The organism is Micromonospora nigra, from assembly GCF_900091585.1.
In the GTDB taxonomy this organism is placed as follows: domain Bacteria; phylum Actinomycetota; class Actinomycetes; order Mycobacteriales; family Micromonosporaceae; genus Micromonospora; species Micromonospora nigra.
Genome location: NZ_FMHT01000003.1, coordinates 3,350,625 through 3,375,000, shown reverse-complemented (window position 1 = coordinate 3,375,000; position 24,376 = coordinate 3,350,625). Strand labels below are relative to the sequence as shown.

The following is a 24,376-nucleotide window of genomic DNA, read 5'->3' as shown; positions in this document are numbered from 1 at the left end:
CGCGCCGGTCCCCGGCCGGCCTGGCGGGCCGACCGGGGACCGGGTCGACGTGACGGGTCAGGCGTTGACCGACTCCGGCCGCTGGTCCGCGCCGGAACCGCTGCCGGTCGAGTCGTCCATCACCACGCCCTTGCGCTTGCTGAACACCACCGCCGCGACGATGATCAGCGTCGCCACCACGGCGATGGTGACGCGCAGCCCGACGTTGCGCTCGTCGCCCACGCTCCACGCGACCACGGCGGGCGCGATCAGCAGCGAGACCAGGTTCATCACCTTGATCAGCGGGTTGATCGCCGGGCCGGCGGTGTCCTTGAACGGGTCGCCGACCGTGTCGCCGATGACGGTCGCGGCGTGCGCCTCGGAGCCCTTGCCGCCGTACGCGCCGTCCTCGACCATCTTCTTCGCGTTGTCCCAGGCGCCACCGGAGTTGCTCAGGAACACCGCCATCAGCGTGCCGGCCCCGATCGCACCGGCCAGGTACGACGCCAGCGCGCCGGGCCCGAGGCCGAAGCCGACCGCGATCGGCGCGAGGATGGCCAGCAGGCCGGGGGTCATCAGCTCGCGCTGCGCGTCCCGGGTGCAGATGTCGACGACCTTGCCGTACTCCGGGCGCTGGCTGCCGTCCATGATGCCGGGCAGTTCGCGGAACTGCCGGCGCACCTCCATCACCACGGCGCCCGCCGAGCGGGACACCGCGTTGATGGCCAGCCCGGAGAAGAGGAACACGACCGCCGCGCCGATGATCAGGCCGACCAGGTTCTGCGGGTTGGCCACGTTCAGCGCGTTGAGGATCTCGTTGCCGACGTCGGCCACGCCCGCGTCCCCGTACGCGGTGCGCAGCGTGTCGGTGTACGAGCCGAACAGCGCGGTCGCGGCCAGCACCGCCGTGGCGATCGCGATGCCCTTCGTGATGGCCTTGGTGGTGTTGCCGACCGCGTCCAGCTCGGTCAGGGTGCGTGCGCCGTGCTCGTCGATGTCGCCGGACATCTCGGCCACGCCCTGGGCGTTGTCGGAGATCGGGCCGAAGGTGTCCATCGCGACGATCACGCCGACCGTGGTGAGCAGGCCGGTGCCGGCGAGCGCCACGGCGAACAGCGACAGCGTGATGGAGCTGCCACCGAGCAGGAAGGCGCCGAACACGCCCGCGCCGATGAGCAGCGCCGAGTAGACCGCCGACTCCAGGCCGACGCTGATGCCGGCGAGGATGACGGTGGCGGGCCCGGTCTGGGAGCTCTTGCCGATGTCCTGGACCGGCCGACGGGTGGTCTCCGTGAAGTAGCCGGTCAGGGCCTGGATGGCGGCGGCCAGCACGATGCCGATCACGACGGCGCCGATGGCGACCAGGCGCGGGTTGCGGTCGACGTCGGTGAGCCCGCCCTCGAGCTGGTCGAAGGTGGCCGGCAGGTAGGCGTACGCGGCGACCGCCACCAGCACCGCGGAGATGCCGGCGGACAGGTAGAAGGCCCGGTTGATCGCGGTCAGGCCGGAGCGGTCCGAGGCACGCAGCCGGGTGATGAAGACGCCGATGATGGCGACCAGCACCCCGATGGTCGAGATGATCAGCGGGAAGACCAGGCCGTCCTCGCCGAACGCGGCACGGCCCAGGATCAGCGCGGCGACCAGGGTGACCGCGTACGACTCGAACAGGTCGGCGGCCATGCCGGCGCAGTCACCGACGTTGTCGCCCACGTTGTCGGCGATGGTGGCGGCGTTGCGCGGGTCGTCCTCGGGGATGCCCTGCTCGACCTTGCCGACCAGGTCGGCGCCGACGTCGGCGGCCTTGGTGAAGATGCCGCCACCGACCCGCATGAACATGGCCAGCAGCGCGGCACCGAAACCGAAGCCCTCCAGCACGGTGGGTGCGTCGCCCCGGTAGACCAGGACGACCGTCGCCGCGCCGAGGAGGCCCAGGCCGACGGTGAGGAAGCCGACCACACCACCGGTGCGGAAGGCGATCTTCATGGCCACCTCGCGGCCACCCTCGCGTTCCCGTGCGGCGGCGGCGACCCGCAGGTTGGCCCGGGTGGCCAGCCACATGCCCGCACCGCCGATGAAGGCGCTGAACAGCGCGCCCACGACGAAGAAGAGCGACCTGCCGAGCTTCACCGCCAGTTCGCTGCCGTCGGTGTCGTGCACCGGCAGCAGGAACAGCAGCACCACCGCGACGACCACGAAGATCGCCAGCGTCCGGAACTGCCGGATCAGGTAGGCCGAGGCGCCCTCCTGGACGGCCCCTGAGATCTCCTGCATTTTGGGGGTGCCCCGGCCGGCGGCCAGCACGGTCTTCGTCAACGCCGCGGCGAAGACGAGCGCGACCGCCGCGATGACCGCGGCCATGACGACATACGTGACATTGGCTCCGGTGAGGGAGATCCCGCCGCCCTCGGCGGCCAAGGTGTCGGACATCTGTGTCCTCCTGTGCCGAACAACGCGCCGGGCGGTGGAGACGCACCGCCCGGCGCCTGGATGCGAACCCGCAAGCGCGCCAACCCACCCCGGCGGACCAGCGATGAACACCCGTCCTCGCTGGCCGCGGGGCGGGTCACTTGCTGACAACCCGCGTACTGTAGCCCCACGCAGTGTTAGAGGTCACACCCAGGGCCGACCGTGCCCCGATGATCTTCGTCGCTGTGTTATGAGACGAAATCTGATATAGGGCGTCATCCATGACGACGAGGCCGCACCCCGTCGTACGGGATGCGGCCTCTCGTTCGTCGTCGACCGCGCCGGGCGGCTCAGCGGCCCAGCGGCCAGACCATCCGCACCTCGGTGCCCACACCCTCGTCGACGGGACGGACCTGGAGGTCCTCGACGAAGCCGGCGAGCAGGGCGAAGCCCACTCCGGTGGTCAGGTCGTCCTCGTTCAGCGACTCGTTGGCGAGCTGGTCCGCGTCGAGCGCGGCGAGACCGATACCCGCCTCGATCGGCGCGCGGTCGACCACCCGCACCGCGTACGTGCCGGAGTCGGACATCTCCACCAACACCGGTTCGGTAAGGCCGTACTGCCGGTGCAGGGCGACCGCGCGGGTGCACGCCTCGCCGATGGCCAGCCGCACCTCGTCGAGCAGGTCCTCCCGGACCCCCGCCCGGCGGGCCACCGCGACACCGACCAGGCGCGCGGTGCGCACGTGCACCGGGGCGGGCGAGAACGAGAGCCGGACCGTGGCCATCACGCGCCGGCGCCGGTCGCCGCTTCGACCGTCGGATGCAGCGGGAAGACCTGGTCGAGGGCGGTGATCCGGAAGATCTTGAGCAGCGGCTCCTTGTCGCAGACCAGGGAGAAGCTGCCGTCGATGGTGCGCAGCCGCTTGAGGCCGCCGACCAGCACGCCCAGGCCCGTGGAGTCGAGGAAGTCGACGCGGCCCAGGTCCACCACGACGTGCCGGGCACCACCGTCGATCAGTTCGAGGAGCCGTTCCCGCAGGCGGGGGGCGGTGTACACGTCGACCTCACCGCCGACCTCGAGCACCGTGTGCTCGCCCACTGTGCGCGTCGCCAGCGACAGCTCCATCGGTCCTCCTCCTCAGAGCCGTAAACTCTCCTGGGCATCTAACCATCACCCGCCGACCGGCCCGACGGTCACCGGCGAAGGCCTCCCCTTACCCAGCACCCGGCTTGTTCAAGTCCGAACACCAGTGCGAGAGTGCAGGACGTGACCTCGGCAGCCACCGTATCCGCAGGCCCCGGCCCCGAGCGACAGCAGGTCGCCACGCCGGGGGAACTGCTGCGCCGGCTGCGCCAACGCCACCCCGTCGACCCGGTCACCCACGTCGAGCGGGTCCCCGCCCGCCCGGGCGTACCGGCCCCGTGGCCCGACTGGGCACCCGACGAGCTGCGCGGGGCCTTCGCGCGACGCGGTGTCGTCGCCCCGTGGCGGCACCAGGCCGAGGCCGCCGGCCTGGCGTACGACGGGCGGCACATCGTCGTCGCCACCGGCACCGCGTCCGGCAAGTCCCTGGCCTACCAGCTACCCGCGCTGGCCACCGTCCTCGCCGATCCCCGCGCCACCGTGCTCTACCTGGCGCCGACGAAGGCGCTCGCCGCCGACCAGCTACGCGCCGTCGCCGACCTCGACCTCGACGGGGTACGCCCCGCCTGCTACGACGGGGACACTCCGCGCGCCGAGCGGGAGTGGATCCGGCGACACTCCCGCTTCGTGCTGACCAACCCGGACATGCTGCACCACGGCGTCCTGCCCGGACACGCCCAGTGGTCCGGCTTCCTGCGCCGGCTGGCGTACGTGATCGTCGACGAGTGCCACGTCTACCGGGGCGTGTTCGGCTCCCACGTGGCACACGTGCTGCGCCGGCTGCGTCGACAGTGCGCCCGCTACGGGCGTACGCCGACGTTCGTGCTGGCCTCGGCCACGTCGGGGGACCCGGCCGCGGCGGCGGGGCGGCTCACCGGCCTGCCCGTGGTCGCCGTCACCGAGGACGCCTCGCCGCGCGGCGGGGTGACCTTCGCGCTGTGGGAACCGCCGCTGCTGCCCGCCACCTCGGACGCGCACCCGGAGCCGGACCTCGCCCAGGTCCGGCGGTCGGCCCTGCGGGAGACCGCCGACCTGCTGGCCGACACCGTCGCCGCGGGGGTGCGCACCCTGGCCTTCGTCCGGTCCCGGCGCGGCGCCGAGGTGGTGGCGTCGACCGCCCGCCGGGCGCTGGACGAGGCCGTGCCGGGGCTCGGCGACCGGGTGGCCGCCTACCGGGCCGGCTACCTGCGCGAGGAGCGGCGCGGGTTGGAACGGGCGTTGCTGCACGGCGACCTGCTCGGGCTGGCCTCGACCAACGCCCTGGAGTTGGGTGTCGACCTGGTGGGCCTCGACGCGGTGCTGGTCTGCGGATACCCGGGCACCCGGGCGTCGCTGTGGCAGCAGGCCGGCCGGGCCGGCCGCTCCGGGCAGGAGGCACTCGCCGTGCTGGTGGCCCGGGACGATCCCCTCGACACCTATCTGGTGCACCATCCGGAGGCGGTGTTCGGGGCGCCGGTGGAGGCCACCGTGCTCGACCCGGCCAACCCGTACGTGCTGGGCCCTCAACTGGCCTGCGCGGCGGCCGAGGCACCGCTGACCCCTGCCGACCTGACCCTGTTCGGGGACGGGGCGAAGGAGGCGGTCGACGCGCTGGTCGAGGCGGGGGCGCTGCGGCAGCGGCCCACCGGCTGGTACTGGCGGCACCGGGAGCGGCCCGAGGTCGACCTGCGCGGCGAGGGCGGCGCCCCGGTCTGTGTGGTCGAGTCGGCAACCGGCCGGCTGCTCGGCACCGTCGACGGCGGCTCGTCGCACTTCCTGCTGCACACCGGCGCGGTCTACCTGCATCAGGGCGTGTCGTACGTCGTCGACTCGCTCGACCTCGACGACGGGTGCGCGCTGGTGCATCCGGAGGAGCCGGACTGGTCCACCCACGCCCGCGACGTGACCTCGCTGTCGGTGGTGTCGGTGCGCTCGTACGTCGACGCCGGGCCGGTCGGGTTGTTCCTCGGCGAGGTCGACGTGACCAGTCAGGTCGTGTCGTACCAGCGGCGGCGGATCGCCACGGGCGAGGTCATCGACACCCGACCGCTGGAGCTGCCGGCGCGGGAGCTGCGCACGGTGGCGGTCTGGTTCACCCTGTCGCCGGAGTCGCTCACCGCCGCCGGGGTCGACCCGGCCGACGTGCCGGGGGCCCTGCACGCCGCCGAGCACGCCGCGATCGGGCTGCTGCCGCTCACGGCCACCTGCGACCGGTGGGACATCGGCGGACTGTCCACGGCCGCCCACCCGGACACCGAGGCCCCGACGGTCTTCGTGTACGACGGGCATCCCGGTGGGGCGGGCTTCGCCGAGCGGGCGTACGGCACGGCGTCGACCTGGCTGCGGGCCACCCGGGACGCGATCGCCGAGTGCGGCTGTGAGACGGGCTGCCCGTCGTGCGTGCAGTCACCGAAGTGCGGCAACGGCAACAACCCGCTTTCCAAGGCGGACGCCGTCCGGGTGCTCGACGTGGTGTTGGCGCACCTGCCGACCGACGGTGCGGCCCAGGGATCCCCTGCATGAAACCCGCTCCGGCGGGGCACAGTATGGGAGCGCTTCCATCGAAGCGTCCCGTGTTGCTGACCGCTGTAGCCGTGTGACCCGCGCCCGCCGGAGGAGGAGTTGTGGCCGACACCATCGCCGAGGCCGTCGACCTGCTCTACATGATCGACCAGGAGAACCTCACCCCCGACCAGCAGATCGCGCTCGGCACGGCGCTCGCCACGCTGGCCCAGGCGGAACGGCTGGACCAGATCAACGAACGGCTCCTCGGCATCCAGCATCTCATCAGTGGCTGGGCGCACCGCGCCGCCGTCGACGGCGTCCGCTGACCCGTCGGGGCCGAGCCGGCGGGGCAGACGTGGTCGACTCGACCCGGTCGGCTCGACCCGGTCGGCTCGACCCGGTCGGCTCGACCCCGGCCGGCGCGGCCGGGCCGCTCCCGCCGGCAGCGGCGGTGGTGGCCGGACCGCCGTGGCCGATCGGGTGGCCGGTCGTGGTGGCCGGGCAGGGACGGGTACGGCTGTGCGAGACTCCGGCCCACCACATCTGAGGAGATTGCATGCAGCTCGACGCCTTGCAGGCCCAGCAACGCTTCCACATCCGGCAGCGGCTGCGGCTCATGGTCAACCAGTACGAGGTCCACGCTGTCGGCCCCGACGGCTCCGAGGCGGGACTGTTGGCGTTCGCGCAGCAGAAGCGGCTCGCGTTCAAGGAGCAGGTGACCATCTACGCCGACGACTCGAAGCAGCAGCCGCTGCTCGGGTTCAAGGCCCGCCAGCGGCTCGACCTCGGCGCCACGTACGACGTCACCGACCACGCCGGCAACCCCATCGGCCTGTTCCGTAAGGACTTCGCGCAGTCCCTGCTGCGCTCCACCTGGTACGTGGAGCAGCCCGGCCTGCCCCAGGCCACCGGCCAGGAGCGCAGCATGCCGGTGGCGATCCTGCGCCGGTTCGTGGATTCGTTGTCCTGGCTGCCGTACCACTTCGACTTCGTCGCCGGCGGCCAGCCGGTCTTCTCCGTCATCAAGCAGTGGGGCCTGCGCGACCGCTACGTCGTCGAGATCCACAACCCGCAGATCGACCGCCGGGTGGTCATCGCCATGGCGATCGCCCTGGACGCCCTTCAGGGCCGCTGACCGAGGCGAGAGCTGAAGGCACTCCTCCACCTCCCGCCTCGACCGGGACGACGCTCAGCAACGGCCCAGCGAGGGCTGGCACCGTTCGCCGGGACGGTTCAGCGTCCGATGGTGTCCAGCTCGGCCACGTCCTGTGCGGACAAGACGGTGGCTGCGCCGGAGATGTTCTCGCGCAGGTGCGTCACCGACTTCGTCCCCGGAATCAGCAGCACGTTCGCCGAACGCTGCAGCAGCCAGCTCAACGCCACCGCCATCGGCGTGGCCGACAGCCGCTGCGCCACCGCCGACAGCGCCTCGGACTGCAGGGGGGTGAACCCGCCCAGGGGGAAGAAGGGAACGTAGGCGATGCCGTCGCGAGCCAGGTCGTCGATCAGGTCGTCGTCGTGACGGACGGCGAGGTTGTACATGTTCTGCACGCACACGATCGGCGCGATGCCCCGGGCCTCGGCGACCTGCTCGGCGGTGACGTTGCTGACCCCCAGGTGACGGATCAGGCCGTCCTGCTGCAGCTGGGCGAGGGTCTCGAAGGATTCGGCGATCGAGCCGTCCTGGGGGCCGTTGGCGTCGCCCATGCGCATGTTCACCAGGTCCAGCACGTCCACTCCCAGGGCCTGCAGGTTGTCCTGGACCTGGCGGCGCAGGTCTTCGGGTCGGCGGGCGGTGGGCCAGCCGCCCCGCGCGTCGCGGTTCGCACCGACCTTGGTGGCGATGAACAGCGACCGCGGGTAGGGGTGCAGGGCCTCACGGATGAGGTCGTTGGTGACCCGGGGGCCGTAGGCGTCGGAGGTGTCGATGTGGGTGATGCCGGCCCGTACGACGGCGCGCAGGACGGCCAGGGCGCCGTCGTGGTCGGCCGGGGGGCCCATGACCCAGGGCCCGGCCAGCTGCATCGCGCCGTAGCCGAAGCGGGTGACCTCGCGATCACCCAGAGTCCAGGTGCCGCCAGGCAGAGCAGTGGGGATGGAGCCGATGCTGTCGCTGGTAGAGCCGCTGGCGTCGCTGGTGGAGGTGGTTCTCACGGTAGGCCTTTCCCGGTGTTGGTCTGGGTGTTCGTCTCAATGACCGCGGTCGCGGTACTAGCGCCGCGAGGCGGCATGGAAGAGACTGACACCCCTGCTCTCCATCGGGAAGTAGGCACTTTCAGGTGCGTTACGCACCCCTTACGCCTGGGGGCAGCATGACCGCGATGACACCGTCTCGCCCGACCGCCCGGACCGCGGAGCTGGCGACGGAGGAGGCGAAGCGCACCGCTGCGCAGCAGTACAACGCCTTCCTGGCGGTCTGCCCGAGCCGGCAACTGCTAGACCGGATCTCGGACAAGTGGGTCACCCTGGTCCTGTGCGCCCTGGCCGGGGAAGCTGCAGAGCAGCGCGACGACGACGAGCCCGCGGGGCCTCGGGTGCTGCGCTACTCCCAGCTGTCCCGGCTGCTGGTGGGCGTCAGCCAGAAGATGCTGACCCAGACGCTGCGGTCCCTGGAGACCGATGGCCTGGTGACGCGCAGCGTCACCCCGACGGTGCCGGTAACGGTCACCTACGAGCTCACCGACCTCGGTGCGTCCTTGCACCGGGTGGTGGGCCATCTCCGCGCGTGGGCTCAGGACAACATGGACGCCGTCACCGCCCACCGCGCCAGCCACGGTCAGGGCACCTGAAGACGCGACCAGGCGACGCCGTTCCCGGAGCGCGTCGGCTGACCCGGCAGTCCTCGGGCGTCCTCACCACCCGGAGATCCCAAGAGCCCATTGCCTGGAATTCAAGGACTGTCGCCTCGTACGCTCCGTCGACACCTTGTCCGCGACGGTGGGCGGTGCACACGCCGAGGGCGAACGAGCCGACGATGAGCAGGCCGCGTCAGGCACGGACCGGGCCGGCCCGGGCGGTGGCCGTGGCTACCCGCGCCGGCCCGAGCGGCAGTTCCACCGCCACCTGGACCGTGACCAGGAGATCGAGACCGTCGAGGCGGCACGCGGCCGGCGTCGCGCCGTTGGCGAGGACGATCTCCACGGCCCGAGCGCAGGCGGTCGGCTCCCCGTCGAGCGTTTGGGCCGCCCCGGCGAGCGCACCAAGGTCTGCCGCGACCTGGGCCTGTTGGCGGGCGGCCCGCGCAGCCGCGACGGTTGCCGCAAGGAGCCCCGCCAGGACGAACACCAGGCCTGCCGCGACCAGGCAGACGCTGGCTCCACCGCGCTCCCGCTGCGCCGACACCGGAGCACCCCCGCTGGCGAGGTGCGGACGACAGCTCTCTTCCACGGGCAGCGTCACGACGGAGCCTCCCCGACCCCGGGTTCGATCGCGGCGACGGCACTGGCGACCACGGTGACCTGCGGCAGACGCGCGCCGAACGCCCGCACGGGGGCCTGCACCGTAGCCCGTACCAGGTCGCCCTCGACGACGACCGTGATGGCCGCGTCGGGCGGCGCGGATCGGCCGGCGACGGTAGCGTCCCCGCCCCGGGCGGCGGCCAGTGCCGCCTCCCGGGCCGCGTCACGACAACTCGCCCGGGTGCTGACGGCGTCGACCGCAGCCAGGCCGGCGAGCAGAAGCAGCAGCAGCGCCGGCAGGCCGGCCGCCATCTCGGCGGTGAACGAACCCCGGTCGCGGCCGACCCGCCGGCGCGCGGTCACTTCAACGCCCGCTCGACGACGGCTCCCAGAGCGGCCTGCACGTCGCCGGAGGTCAGCACCTTCAGCAGGATTCCCGCGAAGGCGACCGCCGCGAGGGTGCCGACGGCGTACTCGGCCGTGTTCATCCCGGCGTCCCCGCGGAGCCGGAGGAGGATTCGGTACATTCTTGATCCTTTCGGTGTGGTTGGTTACAGCACGTCACCGAGAACGGCGACGACCACCGGCACCAGGCCGGCGAGCAGGAAGGCCGGCAGGAAACACAGTCCCAGCGGCAGCACGATCAACACGCCCGAGCGACGGGCGGCGGCCTCCGCCGCGACGCCGCGGTCGGCCCGCAGGTCGTCGGCGAGCCTGGCCAGGGCACCGGCCAGGGTCGCGCCGCTGCTGGCCGAGCGGGCAGCGGCGGCGGCGAGCCGGTCCGCGCCCGGCACCCGCCCGAGGTGCGCCCACGCCTCCTCGTGACCGCCCCCGAGGCGCAGCGTCCGACCGGCCCGCCCGAGCCGCTCGGCGAGCGGCCCGTCGATCGCCTCCGCCACCGCGAGCACCGAACGGTCGAGCGGTGCGCCGGCCCGCATCGCCGCGGCCAGCAGATCCACGGCGAGCGGGAGATCGGCCTCCGACCTGAGCCGGTCCCTGCGGGTGGCGGGAGGTTCGATCCGCCGCAGCAGCCGGTCGGACGCCACGACAGCCGGCAGGGCCAGCAGCCAGCCGAGCCACCACCCGCCGACCACCGCCACGGCGACGCCGGTGAGGACCGCGGCGACGCGTACCGCGTCCACCCGGCGACCGGACCGGCCCGGTGGGGTCGCCCGGCGGTCGTCGAGGCGCATCCACGGGAGCCTGGTGTGGGACGGGGCCGACACACCCGTGCCGGGGCGGGTGCCCAGGCGGCGCAGTCGGGCACGGGACCCGGCTCGGAGACGGACCGCCGGGAAGGCCACGCGCCTGCGGCCGAGAGGAGACGAGGGTGCCATCAGGTCACCACGCTCGGTGGGGCACCGAGCCGCTCCGCCCAGAGCAGCCCGATCGCCTGGAGCGCGACGGCGGCCACGGCGCATCCGCCTCCAACAGGGGTGTGCAGCAACACCTGCACCGGATCCACGCCGATGCCGTAGCCGAGGCCGATGCCGCCCAACGGGAGCGCCGCGAGCAGCAGGGCGGTGGCTCGGGCACCGGCTGCCTGGGCCGCTGCCGCAGCCAGTCCCCGGTCGGTTGCCCGAGCGTCAGCCTCGATGCGCTCCACCAGGTCCGCCAACGGCGCACCCGTACGGTCGGCCAGGCGAACCGCGGCCCTGGTCAAACGGCCGAGCCGGTCCGGGGACCGCACCGCCGCGTCGAGCCGGTGCGCCGCCGTCCCGTGGCGGGCCGGCGCGTGCCCGGCTGTGCCGAGCCGGGCCCTCGACGTCGTGACGGACCGGCCCGGAGCCGGCGGGACCGAATCGTTGACCGGAGTGGCCGGCACCGGCCCGGACGGTCGCGGGTCGGCACCGGAGATCCGGGATCCGCCCGTACCCGAGCGCCCGGCGTCCGGGTGGGCGCCGCTCGACCAGGTGGCGGATGCCGGTTCGGCGAAGCCGAGCGTGGCGACGGCGACAGGCAGACCGGCCCGCAGGTCGGCGGCGAGGCCGCCGAGCTGGTCGAGGCGTCGCCGCCGAGCCTGGCCGTTCCGCCGCGTCCGCCGGTGCCGGAGCACGGCCCGCACGGTCAGCGTGCCGTACGCGCCGAGGGCAACAGCGGCCACAGGCCCGCCGAGCAGCACGCCGCCTCCCGCGCCGGCGAGACCGGTCAGGACCAGAACCTGCCGCGTCGACAACCGCCACCGGGTGGGCGGCTCGTCCGACGCCGACGCCTCTGGTCCGGACGCGTCCGGTGCGGAACCGGCAGCCGGGCCGGAGGGCACGACCGCACCCGGAACGGGCTCGGGCGCGGAGAGTACTCCCGCCGCGTCGATCCGATTGCTGACCGGCCGCGCCACCGCCGGGAAGGCCGTCGCCGGTGCGACGTTCACGACCGGCCAGGCCGTCACGCCCTCCGGGAATGCTGCACGGGGGGCGGTCCGCAGCGACGCGGACGGCACGAAGAGGGGCCGGTCCGCACCGGCAGGCCGGCGGCTGTCCCGACGAGCAGCGGGCCGACTCGGGCCGGGTGAGGCGCACGACCCGAACGGGTCGGTGAACCGTTCCGTGCCGGTCTCCCGCAGCTCGGTCACCCACTCGACGAGTGGATCCCGGGCCTCGCGTCCACGGCGAGGGGCACCGAGCCGCCAACCTCCCCGTCCGTCGTGGCGGTCCTCCTCGGAGGGACGTCGTTTCCGCAACGTGCGGACCAGCAGGGACGTCAGCGCGACCACGGCGAGCAGGGACGCCGACAGCCAGAGGTGGCCGCTCATCCCCGGCCCGCCGTTCGAGGTTTGCCGGCGGGGTCGACGGGGCCTGTGATCACCTGCGGCTCGGTGCCGCCTGTCGCTGCCTCGGGCGCGGGCGCAGACGCGGATGCGGGGTCGTCCAGGGAGGGCGGGTTGGTCGCACCGGGCCAGGGAGTGCGCAGGATCGGCGGCACCGGGACACCACGGGCGTGGATGAGTGCGCCGAGCGCGCGAGCCGCGAGCCCGAGCCCCCGCCCCCGCAGCCAGGCGGGCACGACGGTCACCAGACGTTCAGGCCCCTCGGGCAGGAGCAGACAGACCGATTCGAGTACCCGGCCCTCGGGAGCGCGCCGGAGCTGGAACACCACCTGGAGTGCGGCGGCGACCTGCGCGTGCAGGGCGGCCCGGGGCAGCCCGCCGAGCATCCCGAGGGCCTCCAGGCGGGCCGGCACGTCTGCCGGGGCGTTGGCGTGCAACGTGCCGGCGCCACCGTCGTGACCGGTGTTCAGGGCGGCCAGGAGGTCGACGACCTCACCGCCGCGCACCTCCCCGACCACCAGCCGGTCCGGCCGCATCCGCAGCGCCTGCCGGACCAGGTCGGTCAGCCCGACCGCGCCCGAACCCTCCACGTTGGCGGTACGCGCCTGCAACCCCACCACGTGCGGATGCACGGGCCGCAACTCCGCCGCGTCCTCCACCAGCACGATCCGTTCCGTCGCCGGCACCAGCCCGAGCAGCGTGTTCAGCAGTGTCGTCTTGCCCGATCCGGTGCCCCCGACGACCAGGTACGCCAGCCGCGCCGCGACCACCGCCGCGAGCAGCGGTGCCACGGGGCGGGGAACCGTGTTCTGCCGGACCAGTTCGTCGAGGGTGTAGGGGCGTTGCCGGAAGGTTCGCAGCGACAGGTAGGGGCCCTCGGTCGCGACCGGCGGCAGTACGGCGTGCAGGCGCGTGCCGTCGGCGAGCCGCGCGTCGGCGTACGGGGAGGCGTCGTCGAGTCGGCGGCCGGCCGTCGCCGCGAGACGCTGGGCGAGCCGGCGTACCTCGTCGACGGTGCCGACCGGAACCGCCACCTGGTGCAGCCCTCGCCCCCGGTCCACCCACACCCGCGTGCCGTTCACCAGCACGTCGGTCACCTCCGGGTCGGCCAGCAGCGGCGCCAGGGGGCCGGCACCCACCAACTCGTCGTGCACCCGGTCGGCCATCCGCAGCAGGGCGGTGTCGCCGAGGACGGCGGCGGCAGGCTCGGCGCGAACCGCCGAGACGATCGCAGCCGGCGTGACCGGATCGCTGCCGGCGGCGATGCGCTGCCGTACCCGGGCGGCCAGCCCGTCCCCGAGGGCCGGCCCGGTCACGCCGCACCCGCCAACGGCTGGCCGGTCAGCTCTGCGACGATCCGCTGGCAGAGCGCGGCGAGCGGGCCCTTGCCGTCGGCGGCGGGCGCCTCACCACGTTCCAGGCCCCGGCAGATGCCCGGCTCGGGGCGTAGCGTGCCGGCCAACGGGAGGCCGAGGGCGCGGGCGACCTCGGCGGCCCGGAGGCGGCCGGGAGAGGGCCCGCGCACGACCACCGCCAGGTCCCGGCAGTGCGGACCGGCCGCCGCCACCACCCGGGCCGCAGCGGCGGTGGCCCGCAGCTCGGCGGGCACGACGACGAACGTGCGGTCGGCGGCCTGCAGTGCCGTCACCGCCGAGTCGTCGAACTGGCGGGGCAGGTCGACCACCACGAAGTCGCGACCTCGGCGGGCCGCGTCCAGGGTGGCGGCCATGGCCTCGACGGGCAGCGCGAACAGGTCACCCCGGTCCCAGGAGAGGACCACCAGATCACCCCTGCTGGGCAGGGCGCGTACCAGCGCGGGCGCGTCGACGCGGCCGTTGGCGTCGGTCAGCGCCGGCCACCGGAGGCCCTCCAGCTGTTCCCAGCCAAGCACCAGGTCGGCGCCCCCACCCAACGGGTCCGCGTCGACGAGCAGCGTACGAAGGCGGGCTCGGGCGGCGGTGACGGCGAGGCCGCCCGCCAGGATGCTCGCCCCCGCCCCGCCACGCCCGCCCAGGACGGCGACGACGCGGGTGGTGCCGGTGGGTGTGCCGTCACCCCGGCAGTCGGTGAACCGGTCGACCAACCACGGCTCGGCGGCGGGCAGCGTCACGACGTGCTCCGCACCGATCAACTCGGCGACCTGCCATCCCGGGTCGAGGCCACGACCCCGGCCGACCAGGACGAGCCGGGCCCGCTGCGGCAGTCGGGCCCGCAGACAGGGTTCCGCCTGGTCACCGCCGAGCAGCACCAGCGGGGCGGGCAGCCACCGGGTGCGGGCGGCGGCGGGGTCGACGGCGACTTCCACCTCGACACCACCTGCGGCGGCGAGTCGCAGCAGGTCGTCGAGGAGGTCACCGTCCGAGGTGACGATCAGTGGTAGGGGCCGTGATGGCGGGACGGAGGTGAGGGGTGGCATCGCGGCCTCCAGCGGTCGGGGCTCTCGGGTTGCTGTCCCAGACCCTGCGCGTCGAACCGGTTAGCCCGCCGCCCCGAGGAACGGCCTGTGGACAACGGAGCCTCCTGTGGACAGACCTCGTCGACGTTGTCGATCTGCTATGCCGGGCCAGCCGCCCTGCCGGCACGCGACCGCGCCCGCCAGCCAGCCCGGCTGCGCTTCCTATCCACCGATCCGCACCATTGACGACCCGCGACCGGCACCACGCATAATCAACGCTCCGTGTCCGCCCGCCCTGGCGGCACCGCGTCCGGATCGGGGACCATGAGCACGTCACCGGAGCACGAGGACAGCCCTCGCACCGCACCCCGCCTGCGGATCGGGGGCTGGCTTCCCGAGCCCCGTACCGTCGACAGGCCCCCGAGCCCGCCGGTAGACCGCAGGGAGCGGGCCCGCCCGACCGAACTCGTGCCGGTCGTCCGGCCGCCAGCCTCGCCGGCGCCACGAACCCAACCCCGGGGGCCCCACCGAGGCGTCGTGCTGACCTTCGTCGCGGTCACTGTGCTGGCCGCGCTGATGGTCGGATGGTGGCCCGACGCCGCGCCGGACGTGCCCGACGCGGCGGACGTGCCGGTGGCCGCTCCGGTGGCCACGGAGGAGGTCGCGAAGCCGCCCCCCGCTCCGGCCACCTCGCTCTCACCGGCCCGGGTCTCCCTGTCGTCCCGTGCCACGACACCGACCGGCAGCGCATCGCCGACGCGCGTCGTGGCACCGACCCGACGGTCCGACGCCGCGCCGTCGCCACCGACGAGCCGGCCCTCCCGGCCGGCCTCGCCGAGCCCTTCCGGCCGCAGCAGCCCCGGCGAGCTGAACCCGCTGCCGGCGTCGCGGGAGCGGCACCTCCGCTCCACCGGCGGCGGATCCGAGACACACATCGACTTCGTCAACGAGCGTGCCGAGCGCGTCACCGTGTACTGGCTCGACTACGGCGGCGACCGCCGGCAGTACGCGGTGCTCCAGCCGGGTCAGCGGCACCGGCAGCACACCTACGTGGGACATCCCTGGGTGGTGACCACCGCGGGCGGACGCGCCCTCGTGTGCTTCCTGCCCGCCGCCAGCACCGGCACGGCCGTCATCAGGTGAGGGGGTTCGCCAGATCGGCACCGGTCCCGTCCGGACGGGCAGCCGAACGGGCGACCGGGTGCTGATGACCCGGCCGCCCGCAGGCGTCTATCGCCTAACTACTCATCCCGTGGTTCACCGCCGGCGGCGGCTCTTCTCCGGGATGTTCGCCGAGATCTCCTCGTGGCGAACCCGCTCGTCGATCGGTTGCTCCTCGACGACCTCGTTCCGAGCCAGGTGGGCCCGTTCGACCGGCACCCGGTCCTTGGCCACCACGGGACGTTCGGCGCGCAGCTGCATCTCCTGCTCCGCCTCGCCCATGTCGGAGCGGACGTTGGCCGCGTCGGCGGCGGAGATCGGCTCACGCTCCACGTACACCTCGTCGTGCGCGACCGGCACGGTCGTGTGCACGTCCTCGGTGACCACGTTCTTGCGCAGTACCGCCCTGCCGGCGGGCTGGCTCTCGGTGCCCACCCGCAGCCGCTCCTCGGAGCGGATCAGGTCCTCGCGGCCCTGCGGCGGCTGCGACTTCGGCTGCGCCTGCATCCGGTAGTGCGCGTACAACTGCTCGTTCTGCTTGGCATCGAGCGGAGTGTCGGTGCCAGGCTTCACGCCCGGGGCGCTCTGCACGGTCGCCTTGTCGTACGGAACCATCAGCCGCCCCTGCTGCATCTGCGCGTTGCCCAGGGGAGCCATCGGCTCAAGGCGACCACCAGTCTGCACGCTCACCCAGGTCGGGTAACCCTGAGCGTCGGCCCACACCTGGGCGACACTGCCGATCTTGGCACCCGACTGGTCCTGGACGTCCTGGCCGTACAGCGAACGAACCTGCTGTTCAGTGAATTGCACGGGTCGTCCTCCTCTCGCGTGTCGGCCTCCGGGTACCCGACGGTGTCCCGGCCATTCGTCTTCCCGGCGGCCGGACTGACCTGGGCTTTTTGCTGCTGCGGCCGATGGGCATGAAGTCGCCAGATGTGGGCATTCGCGACCGACCCGAGCCAATGCGAGGAGAGGGGAAGACATGAGACCGCCAGATCATCCCATTCGTCCCGCCAAAGCCGAACCCGGCACAGCGGCGAAGACAAGCCCAGCGGCAGCCTTCGCCCTGGCGCTGGGAGCGGCAGCCCTGGTCAGCGTGTTGACCGTTCTCTTCTCGCCGGTGGGACTCGTGCTGGCGATCATCGGACTCATCCTCGGCATCGTGGCCATGAAGATGACCAAACGCCCAGGGCTGACCGGTAAGGGCGTCGCCATCGCCGGCCTGGTCCTCAACGGGCTCGCACTCCTGATCGCTCTTGCGCTCGCCGCCGGCATCTCCACCTTCCTCAACAACGAGGACGCGGTGAACCGGCTGGAGCGCCAGGTCGAGGACCTCCGCGACAATCTGCCCGAGTAGCCGGCCGGCCGCGGCGCCGGTCCGGGGCGGGTTTCGAGGGCGCTGCGGCAGGCCGCCACCCACATCACCCACGCTGCCGCCTCGCGGGTATGCCTCACGGGACGCATGAAAAGGAGACGACCCCCGTCGGGGGGAGACGGGGGTCGTCGAAGGTTCGGCTCCGGGGGGGTCGAGCCGAACCCACTCAGCGGTCACGGGGGGTGCAACCGCCGAGGGCCTGCCTGTTGTACGAGACATGAACACTCGTCGCGCAGACAAGTCTGCCCGAGGGGACCCGTGTACGTCGAGTGGTGTAACCTCCACTCCCTGCGAAATCGTGTTCGCAGCGTGTGACCACGGTCACGCTGAGCAGGTGGCGGTGGGGGTCTACCCGCAGGTCGGGCCCCGGGCACCCGCCGACGATAGACCATCGGGCTAGACTTTCGCGCCGTGGGCCGAGGTGCCGCTTTCTTCGATCTGGACAAGACCGTCATCGCCAAGTCGAGCGCCCTGGCGTTCGGCAGGCCGTTCTACCGGGACGGCCTGATCACCCGGCGCGATGTGGTCAAGTCGGCGTACGCGCAGCTGATGTTCCGGCTGGGCGGCACCGACGAGCAGACCATGGCCAAGACCCGGGACTATCTGGCGACGCTCTGCAAGGGCTGGCCGGTCGAGCAGGTCCGCCAGATCGTCGCGGAGACCCTCCACGAGCTGATCAACCCATACGTGTACGCCGAGGCCGCCGCGCTGATCGAGGAGCACCAGTCGGCGGGCCGGGACGTGGTGCTGGTGTCCGCGTCGGGTGAGGAGATGGTTCGGCCGATCGGGGCCCTGCTCGGGGTCACCGACGTGATCGCCACCCGGATGGGTGTGGTCGACGGGCGGTACAGCGGCGAGGTCGAGTTCTACGCCGCCGGGCCGAGCAAGGTCGACGCGGTCGGCGAACTCGCCACCGAGCGCGGCTACGACCTGGCCGAGTCGTACGCCTACTCCGACTCGTACAGCGATCGGCCGCTGCTGGAGTGCGTGGGCCACCCGAGCGTGGTGAACCCGGACCGGCAGTTGCGCCGGCTCGCCGCGGAGAACGCCTGGCCGGTGCTGGAGTTCCGGCATCCCGTTCCGTTGGGCCGGCGGCTGCGGGAACGGCCGGCCGTGCCGGTCGCCGCCGCCGCACTCGGGGTGGGCGTCGGGGTGGCGATCGGGATCGCCTGGTACGGCCGCCACCGTCGCACCCGAACCGCACCCGCCGTCTGATCCCGGGGATCGCCGGGATCGCCCCGGCGCCTGAGTCGCTGACCGCCGGTCAGGTGGCGGCGAGGACCTCGTCACCGATCTCGGTGAGCTGGTCGGCGCCCACCTCGACCGCCGACATGTAGTGGCGCAGCCAGGAGCGCAGCCCGTCGGGGGTGCCGGTGGCGAAGGCCCCGGCCGCGCCCACGTACTCGGGCTCGCGCTCGCGGTGCCCGACGTCGACGGTGAGCAACCCACGCGGGTCGAGACCGGTGGAGAGCAGGACCAGTCGGGCGGCTCCCCGGGCCACCACCCCCGAGGGCCCGGCGAAGGGGCGCAGGTTCAGCAGTTCGCCGTGGACGACGGCGGCCAGCACCAGCGGGGACACCGTCGTTCCGCCCGCGACGAGGGTGGCGAGGCCGTCCAGCCGGGCGGCGACCACCGGGTCGGCCACCGGCCGGCCCAGCTCGGCCTCGGTGACGACGTCGCGGGCGGCGAGCACGTGCAGCTTGGCGAGTGCCTGTCGGGGCGCGCGGGGCCACAGCTCGCTCAGCCCGGGCAGCGCCCCGGCCACCCGCAGCGCACCCTGGAGCACCGGATCGGTGACGGTGCCGGCGCGTACCGCCTCCCGCCCGTGGACACGGCCCTCCAAAGCGGCGCTGGCCACTGCGGAGCGCAGGCTGACCTCGGCTGCGACCTGGCCGCCGTGCCGGCGCAGGGCGCGGTGTCCGAGCGCCAGGTCGAATCGGGTACGGGCGTTGTCCACCGCGGGGGCGATGTCGGCGAGCGCGAGCAGCGGCGCGAGCGGATCGGCGGTCACCCCGTCACGCTAGCGACCCGGCCGTCCCCAGCGGTGCCGACCCGGCGGGAAGGCGACCCCCGCCACCACCGGCCGCCACGCACGACCGGCCGCCCGGCAACCGACCGACGCCCGCCGTCCGGCGCGTACGGCTGGCCGCTCGGCGCGGTCGCCGGGACAGCGGTCGCCGCCGCAGTCGGCCGGGACTAACCTGCCCGAGAGACGCAGGTCACGGAACGACGAGGGAGTCACCGCATGAGCGAGCGGCAGCGAGCGAATCATCAACTCAGTGCCCTGGTACCTCATGACGGCACGCAGCGAAGCGGAGTGCCGGCATGAGCGAGCGGCAGCGAACGAATCATCAACTCAGTGCCCTGGTGCCTCATGACGGCACGCAGCGAAGCGGAGTGCCGGCATGAGCGAGGCTTTGGCCAATCTGCTGAACGAGACGCGCCAGTTCCCGCCGCCGGCCGATCTCGCCGCCAACGCCAACGTCACCGCAGACGCGTACGCCGACGCGGACGCCGACCGGCTGGCCTTCTGGGAGCGACAGGCCGGCCGGCTCACCTGGGCGCGACAGTGGGACCAGGTGCTGGACTGGTCGAAGGCGCCGTTTGCGACGTGGTTCGTGGGCGGGCAGCTCAACGTGGCGTACAACTGCCTGGACCGGCATGTGGAGGCGGGCCGGGGCGACAAGGTCGCCATCCACTGGGAGGGCGAACCGGGCGACACCCGCACCATCACGTACGCCGATCTGCACAGGATGACCTGCCAGGCGGCGAACGCGCTGACCGATCTGGGTGTCATGGCCGGCGACCGGGTGGCGATCTACCTGCCGATGGTGCCGGAGGCGGCGGTGGCGATGCTGGCGTGCGCCCGGATCGGCGCCACGCACAGCGTCGTCTTCGGTGGCTTCTCCGCCGACTCGCTGAGCAACCGGATCCAGGACGCCAGCGCCAAGGTGGTGATCACCGCTGACGGGGGTTACCGGCGCGGTAAGCCGTCGGCGTTGAAGCCGACGGTGGACGAGGCGGTGGCGAACTGTCCGTCCGTGGAGCATGTGCTGGTGCTGCGCCGCACCGGCGAGGAGGTCGCCTGGTCGGCGAAGGACCACTGGTGGCACGAGACGGTGGAGACCGCGTCGGCCGAGCACACGGCGCAGCCGTTCGACGCCGAGCACCCGCTGTTCATCCTCTACACCAGCGGCACCACGGCCCGACCGAAGGGCATCCTGCACACCACCGGCGGTTACCTGACCCAGGCGGCGTACACGGCGCACGCGGTGTTCGACCTCAAGCCGGAGACGGACGTCTACTGGTGCACCGCCGACATCGGCTGGGTGACCGGTCACTCCTACATCGTGTACGGCCCGCTGGCCAACGGTGCCACCCAGGTCATGTACGAGGGCACCCCGGACACCCCGCACAAGGGACGGTTCTGGGAGATCGTGGACCGTTACCGGGTCACCATCCTGTACACGGCTCCGACGCTGATCCGCACGATGATGAAGTGGGGCGAGGATCTCCCGGCCGGGCACGACCTGTCGTCCCTGCGGCTGCTGGGCAGCGTGGGTGAGCCGATCAACCCCGAGGCGTGGATGTGGTACAGGCAGCACGTGGGCCGTGGCGAACTGCCGATCGTGGACACCTGGTGGCAGACCGAGACCGGCGCGATCATGATCTCGCCGTTGCCGGGCGTCACCGCCACGAAGCCGGGTTCGGCGATGGCCCCGCTGCCGGGGATCGTGGCTGACGTGGTCGATGACCAGGGTCAACCCGTGCCCAACGGCGGGGGCGGCTACCTGGTGCTGCGCGAGCCGTGGCCGTCGATGCTGCGCACGATCTGGGGCGACGACAACCGGTTCGTCGAGACCTACTGGTCCCGGTTCGGGGCGGGCGCGGGCGGCGGCGGGGGCGGCGACTGGGTCTACTTCGCCGGTGACGGCGCGAAGAAGGACGACGACGGGCACATCTGGCTGCTGGGCCGCGTGGACGACGTGATGTTGGTGTCGGGCCACAACATCTCCACCACCGAGGTGGAGTCGGCGCTGGTGTCGCATCCGTCGGTGGCCGAGGCTGCGGTGGTGGGGGCGACCGACCCGACGACGGGGCAGGCGATCGTCGCGTTCGCCATCCCTCGCGGCACGACGGACACCTCCGGCGCGGCCGGTGAGCAGCTCATCACCGAGTTGCGCAACCACGTGGCGAGGACGCTCGGCCCGATCGCCAAGCCCCGGCAGATCATGCTGGTGCCGGAGTTGCCGAAGACCCGCTCCGGCAAGATCATGCGTCGGTTGCTGCGGGACGTGGCGGAGAACCGGTCGCTGGGCGACGTGACCACTCTCCAGGACTCGTCGGTGATGGAGTTGATCAGCTCGGGGATGAGTGGCGCGAAGTCCGACGAGGACTGACGACGGGCGTACTCACTGAGATGGGTGGCGGTCCACGCGGACCGCCACCCATTGTCATTCGTGCCTCTTTCGTTATCTTCCGGAGGGTGGAGCAGGATCGCTGATTCACGCCCATCGGCGCGCTGTCCTGCCTGCTCAGGACGGTCGGGCCGGTCGCCGAGCACATGACACTGGAAAGCTTTTCCAACAAGAATCTGCAACAAAGCAACGCACGCTCCTTCACACGAGTAACTCCAGTGCCTATGTTCACCAGTGGTCCCATACGTGGGACCGCAATCACCGGCCCCAACCCCCGTAGGGCCGGTTCCCTCACACCGGAGGTACCACGTGCGCAAAGTCGCAGTGGGTCTGCTCGGGCTCTCGCTGACGGCGACAGGGTTGGCGGTCGGACCATCGGCCACCGCCGCCCCGCAGTCACTCGTGCCGGAGGCCGCCCCGTCGGCCGCCGACCACGCCCACGCCGACCACGACCTGCCGAACCCGCTGGAGGAGAAGCGCCGGGCGCTGCGTCAGGAGGGCCTGACCTCGGTCCTCTCCGGCCGGGCCAAGGCAGAGCGAATCAACGGCAGCACGGTCGTGAAGGTCGGCGAGACCGCCGCCGGCGCCCCGGGCGCCAACGCCCGTACGCTGCGCGGCGGCAAGGCCGCCAAGAAGGACCAGTACGTCGAGTTGTCCCGGGAGAAGACCGACAACATCTTCGTGATCCTGGCGGAGTTCGGCAACGAGCGGCACCCGGACTACCCGGACAAGGACCTCGACCCGAACCGGCCCGGGCCGACGAAGTTCGACGGTCCGCTGCACAACGAGATCCCGGAGCCCAACCGGGCGGTCGACAACTCGACCGTGTGGCAGCCGGACTACAGCGCGGAGCACTACCGCAAGCTCTACTTCGGCACCGCCCCCGGTGACGAGTCGGTCAAGCAGTACTACGAGGCGCAGTCCTCGGGTCGGTACAGCGTGGACGGCGAGGTCACCAACTGGGTGAAGGTCGACTACAACGAGGCCCGCTACGGCCGGTCGGGCGACCCGAAGGCCGACGACGACCCCACCGGCGACCCGGTCGTCTGCGCCTCGATCGTCTGCAACAACGTCTGGGCGCTGGTCCGCGACGCCGCCAACCAGTGGGTGGCCGACCAGAAGGCCCAGGGCCGCACCGACGCCCAGATCGCCGCGGACGTCCAGGCGATGGACCAGTGGGACCGGTACGACCACGACGGTGACGGCGACTTCAACGAGTCGGACGGCTACATCGACCACTTCCAGATCGTGCACGCCGGCGGCGACATGGCCGACGGCGACCCGATCCAGGGTGAAGACGCCATCTGGAGCCACCGCTGGTACGCCTTCGCCACCGACCAGGGCGTCACCGGCCCGCCGAACTTCCCGGCGGGTGGCACCCAGATCGGTAACACGGGCGTGTGGATCGGTGACTACACGATCCAGCCGGAGAACGGCGGCCGGAGCGTGTTCTACCACGAGTACGCCCACGACCTCGGTCTGCCGGACGACTACAACATCGGTGCCTCCGCCGACAACAACAACGAACACTGGACGCTGATGGCCCAGAGCCGCCTCGGCGGCAAGAACGACGGCGGCATCGGCGAGCGCGGCGGCGACCTGGGCGCGTGGAACAAGCTCCAGCTCGGCTGGCTCGACTACGAGGTGGTCGTGGCCGGGCAGAAGCGCACCATGACGCTGGGCCCGCAGGAGTACAACTCCAAGAAACCGCAGGCCGTGGTGGTCGTGCTGCCGCAGCGGGAGTACGCCTTCGACAACGGCGCGCCGTTCGAGGGCGAGAAGCAGTTCTTCTCCGGCAACGACGACAACCTGAACACCACGATGACCCGGACGCTGGACCTCACCGGGAAGACGTCGGCGTCGCTGTCGATGCAGGGCCGCTACAACATCGAGACCGGGTACGACTACCTGTACTTCGAGGCGTCCCTCGACGGCGGGCAGACCTGGCAGGCCCTGCCGGGCACCGTGGACGGCAAGCCGATCCCCGAGGTCGCGGGCCGTCCGGCACTCGACGGCAGCAGCGGCGGCCAGTGGGTCGACATCACCATCCCGATGGACTTCGCGGCCGGCCAGGTGGCGCAGTTCCGGTTCCGCTACTCCACCGACGGCGGCGTCAGCTCGGGCGGGTTCTTCGGTGACGCGATCACCGTGACCGCCGACGGCGAGACGGTCCTGGCCGACGGTGCCGAGAACGGCGCCGGCGACTGGACGCTGGACGGTTGGAGCATCCAGGAGGAGACCTACACCAAGGCCTTCGACAACTACTACATCGCCGGGCACCGGTCGTACGTCTCGTACGACAAGTACCTGGAGACCGGCCCGTACTACTTCGGTTACGCGAACACCCGGCCCGACTGGGTGGACCACTACGCGTACCAGGAGGGCCTGCTCATCTCGTACTGGAACACCCGGTGGGCGGACAACGACACCGTCAACCACCCGGGTGAGGGTCGGAACCTGTACATCGACGCGCGTCCGCGCCCGATCTACAACCTGACCGGCCAGCCGTGGCGGGCCCGGGTGCAGGTCTACGATGCCCCGTTCAGCCTGAAGAAGGCCGACTCGTTCACGCTGCACATCAACAGCCAGCCGCACTACATCCGCGGTCAGGCGGCGGCACCCCTGTTCGACGACACCAAGAAGTACTTCTACGAGGAGCTGCCGAACCACGGCGTCAAGCTGCCGGCCACCGGGACGAAGATCCGGGTGCTCAAGCAGAACGGCACCACGTTGAAGATCCGGATCAGCTGACCAGCTGACCGAGCACGAACAGCGGCGCCCGGGCGGTCGACTCCGCCCGGGCGCCGCTGCCGTGGAACCGGCGGTCGACCGTGCGCGGAACCGGGGGC

20 protein-coding genes and 2 pseudogenes are annotated in these 24,376 nt (G+C 72.3%); 9 read left to right on the top strand and 13 right to left on the bottom strand.

What is annotated here, in order from left to right:
- Positions 1-57 precede the first annotated feature (57 nt).
- The 3 genes from GA0070616_RS14445 to GA0070616_RS14435 form a co-directional block, all read right to left on the bottom strand.
- Positions 58-2,406 (bottom strand): sodium-translocating pyrophosphatase, encoded by a 2,349-nt coding sequence (locus GA0070616_RS14445; protein WP_091082101.1) that lies wholly within the window; start codon positions 2,404-2,406, stop codon positions 58-60.
- A gap of 329 nt (positions 2,407-2,735) precedes the next feature.
- The gene (locus GA0070616_RS14440; protein ID WP_091082096.1) at positions 2,736-3,170 is read right to left on the bottom strand and encodes an ATP-binding protein; all 435 of its coding nucleotides are present in this window, start codon (positions 3,168-3,170) and stop codon (positions 2,736-2,738) included.
- Positions 3,170-3,511 carry an STAS domain-containing protein gene (locus GA0070616_RS14435; RefSeq protein ID WP_091082091.1) on the bottom strand — a complete coding sequence of 114 codons (342 nt, stop codon included), beginning with the start codon at positions 3,509-3,511 and terminating at the stop codon, positions 3,170-3,172. The genes GA0070616_RS14440 and GA0070616_RS14435 overlap by 1 nt, the downstream gene beginning before the upstream one ends.
- Positions 3,512-3,652: 141 nt before the next feature.
- Here GA0070616_RS14435 and GA0070616_RS14430 point away from each other — a divergent pair, with 141 nt between their 5' ends.
- The 3 genes from GA0070616_RS14430 to GA0070616_RS14415 all read left to right on the top strand — a co-directional run bounded on the left by GA0070616_RS14430 (position 3,653) and on the right by GA0070616_RS14415 (position 7,148).
- The gene (locus tag GA0070616_RS14430; protein WP_091082088.1) at positions 3,653-6,031 is read left to right on the top strand and encodes a DEAD/DEAH box helicase; all 2,379 of its coding nucleotides are present in this window, start codon (positions 3,653-3,655) and stop codon (positions 6,029-6,031) included.
- 101 nt (positions 6,032-6,132) lie between these two features.
- Entirely contained in the window at positions 6,133-6,339 is a 207-nt protein-coding gene (locus GA0070616_RS14425) for a hypothetical protein (protein WP_091082085.1), read from the top strand.
- Between the two features lie 230 nt (positions 6,340-6,569).
- The gene (locus GA0070616_RS14415; protein ID WP_091082079.1) at positions 6,570-7,148 is read left to right on the top strand and encodes an LURP-one-related family protein; all 579 of its coding nucleotides are present in this window, start codon (positions 6,570-6,572) and stop codon (positions 7,146-7,148) included.
- 98 nt (positions 7,149-7,246) lie between these two features.
- Here GA0070616_RS14415 and GA0070616_RS14410 read toward each other — a convergent pair whose 3' ends face one another.
- Positions 7,247-8,110, bottom strand: a complete 864-nt coding sequence (locus GA0070616_RS14410; protein WP_281188607.1) for an aldo/keto reductase family oxidoreductase — start codon at positions 8,108-8,110, stop codon at positions 7,247-7,249.
- A 224-nt stretch (positions 8,111-8,334) separates the two neighbouring features.
- On the opposite strand from GA0070616_RS14410, the gene GA0070616_RS14405 reads away from it, so the two are divergent.
- Positions 8,335-8,802, top strand: a complete 468-nt coding sequence (locus tag GA0070616_RS14405) for a winged helix-turn-helix transcriptional regulator (RefSeq protein ID WP_091090768.1) — start codon at positions 8,335-8,337, stop codon at positions 8,800-8,802.
- Positions 8,803-9,001: 199 nt separating this feature from the next.
- Here the strand turns inward: GA0070616_RS14405 and GA0070616_RS14400 are convergent, their stop codons facing one another.
- The 7 genes and pseudogenes from GA0070616_RS14400 to ssd all read right to left on the bottom strand — a co-directional run bounded on the left by GA0070616_RS14400 (position 9,002) and on the right by ssd (position 14,594).
- On the bottom strand, positions 9,002-9,406 hold the full coding sequence (locus GA0070616_RS14400; RefSeq protein ID WP_425412998.1) for an Rv3654c family TadE-like protein: 405 nt from the start codon (positions 9,404-9,406) through the stop codon (positions 9,002-9,004).
- A gap of 2 nt (positions 9,407-9,408) precedes the next feature.
- A complete protein-coding gene (locus GA0070616_RS14395; protein ID WP_091082076.1) occupies positions 9,409-9,774 on the bottom strand; it encodes a TadE family type IV pilus minor pilin in 366 nt (121 codons plus the stop codon).
- Positions 9,771-9,938 carry a DUF4244 domain-containing protein gene (locus GA0070616_RS14390; protein ID WP_091082073.1) on the bottom strand — a complete coding sequence of 56 codons (168 nt, stop codon included), beginning with the start codon at positions 9,936-9,938 and terminating at the stop codon, positions 9,771-9,773. Before GA0070616_RS14390 ends, GA0070616_RS14395 begins: the two co-directional genes overlap by 4 nt.
- Positions 9,939-9,962: 24 nt before the next feature.
- Positions 9,963-10,748: a type II secretion system F family protein gene (locus GA0070616_RS14385; RefSeq protein ID WP_425412944.1), complete on the bottom strand. Its 786-nt coding sequence runs from the start codon at positions 10,746-10,748 to the stop codon at positions 9,963-9,965.
- Positions 10,748-11,074 (bottom strand): annotated as a pseudogene (locus GA0070616_RS14380) (hypothetical protein); the annotation flags it as partial. The pseudogene GA0070616_RS14380 and the gene GA0070616_RS14385, both read right to left, overlap by 1 nt.
- 1,226 nt (positions 11,075-12,300) lie before the next feature.
- Positions 12,301-13,494: pseudogene (locus GA0070616_RS14375) on the bottom strand (TadA family conjugal transfer-associated ATPase); the annotation flags it as partial.
- The gene (gene ssd / locus GA0070616_RS14370) at positions 13,491-14,594 is read right to left on the bottom strand and encodes a septum site-determining protein Ssd (protein ID WP_091082067.1); all 1,104 of its coding nucleotides are present in this window, start codon (positions 14,592-14,594) and stop codon (positions 13,491-13,493) included. The gene ssd and the pseudogene GA0070616_RS14375, both read right to left, overlap by 4 nt.
- A 516-nt stretch (positions 14,595-15,110) precedes the next feature.
- On the opposite strand from ssd, the gene GA0070616_RS28470 reads away from it, so the two are divergent.
- Complete coding sequence (locus tag GA0070616_RS28470; protein ID WP_245712767.1) at positions 15,111-15,716, top strand: VHL beta domain-containing protein; 606 nt, start codon at positions 15,111-15,113, stop codon at positions 15,714-15,716.
- Positions 15,717-15,830: 114 nt separating this feature from the next.
- Here GA0070616_RS28470 and GA0070616_RS14360 read toward each other — a convergent pair whose 3' ends face one another.
- Positions 15,831-16,544 (bottom strand): PRC and DUF2382 domain-containing protein, encoded by a 714-nt coding sequence (locus GA0070616_RS14360; protein WP_175440078.1) that lies wholly within the window; start codon positions 16,542-16,544, stop codon positions 15,831-15,833.
- A gap of 172 nt (positions 16,545-16,716) precedes the next feature.
- Here GA0070616_RS14360 and GA0070616_RS14355 point away from each other — a divergent pair, with 172 nt between their 5' ends.
- Complete coding sequence (locus GA0070616_RS14355; RefSeq protein WP_091082062.1) at positions 16,717-17,091, top strand: DUF4190 domain-containing protein; 375 nt, start codon at positions 16,717-16,719, stop codon at positions 17,089-17,091.
- 429 nt (positions 17,092-17,520) lie between these two features.
- On the top strand, positions 17,521-18,324 hold the full coding sequence (locus tag GA0070616_RS14345) for an HAD family hydrolase (RefSeq protein ID WP_091082057.1): 804 nt from the start codon (positions 17,521-17,523) through the stop codon (positions 18,322-18,324).
- A 49-nt stretch (positions 18,325-18,373) separates the two neighbouring features.
- Here the strand turns inward: GA0070616_RS14345 and GA0070616_RS14340 are convergent, their stop codons facing one another.
- Positions 18,374-19,120, bottom strand: a complete 747-nt coding sequence (locus GA0070616_RS14340) for a Fic family protein (protein ID WP_091082052.1) — start codon at positions 19,118-19,120, stop codon at positions 18,374-18,376.
- 394 nt (positions 19,121-19,514) lie between these two features.
- On the opposite strand from GA0070616_RS14340, the gene acs reads away from it, so the two are divergent.
- Together acs and GA0070616_RS14330 are read left to right on the top strand one after the other, a co-directional pair.
- The gene (gene acs / locus GA0070616_RS14335; RefSeq protein ID WP_091082047.1) at positions 19,515-21,509 is read left to right on the top strand and encodes an acetate--CoA ligase; all 1,995 of its coding nucleotides are present in this window, start codon (positions 19,515-19,517) and stop codon (positions 21,507-21,509) included.
- Between the two features lie 342 nt (positions 21,510-21,851).
- Positions 21,852-24,278: an immune inhibitor A domain-containing protein gene (locus GA0070616_RS14330; protein ID WP_091082044.1), complete on the top strand. Its 2,427-nt coding sequence runs from the start codon at positions 21,852-21,854 to the stop codon at positions 24,276-24,278.
- The last annotated feature ends 98 nt before the right edge of the window (positions 24,279-24,376 follow it).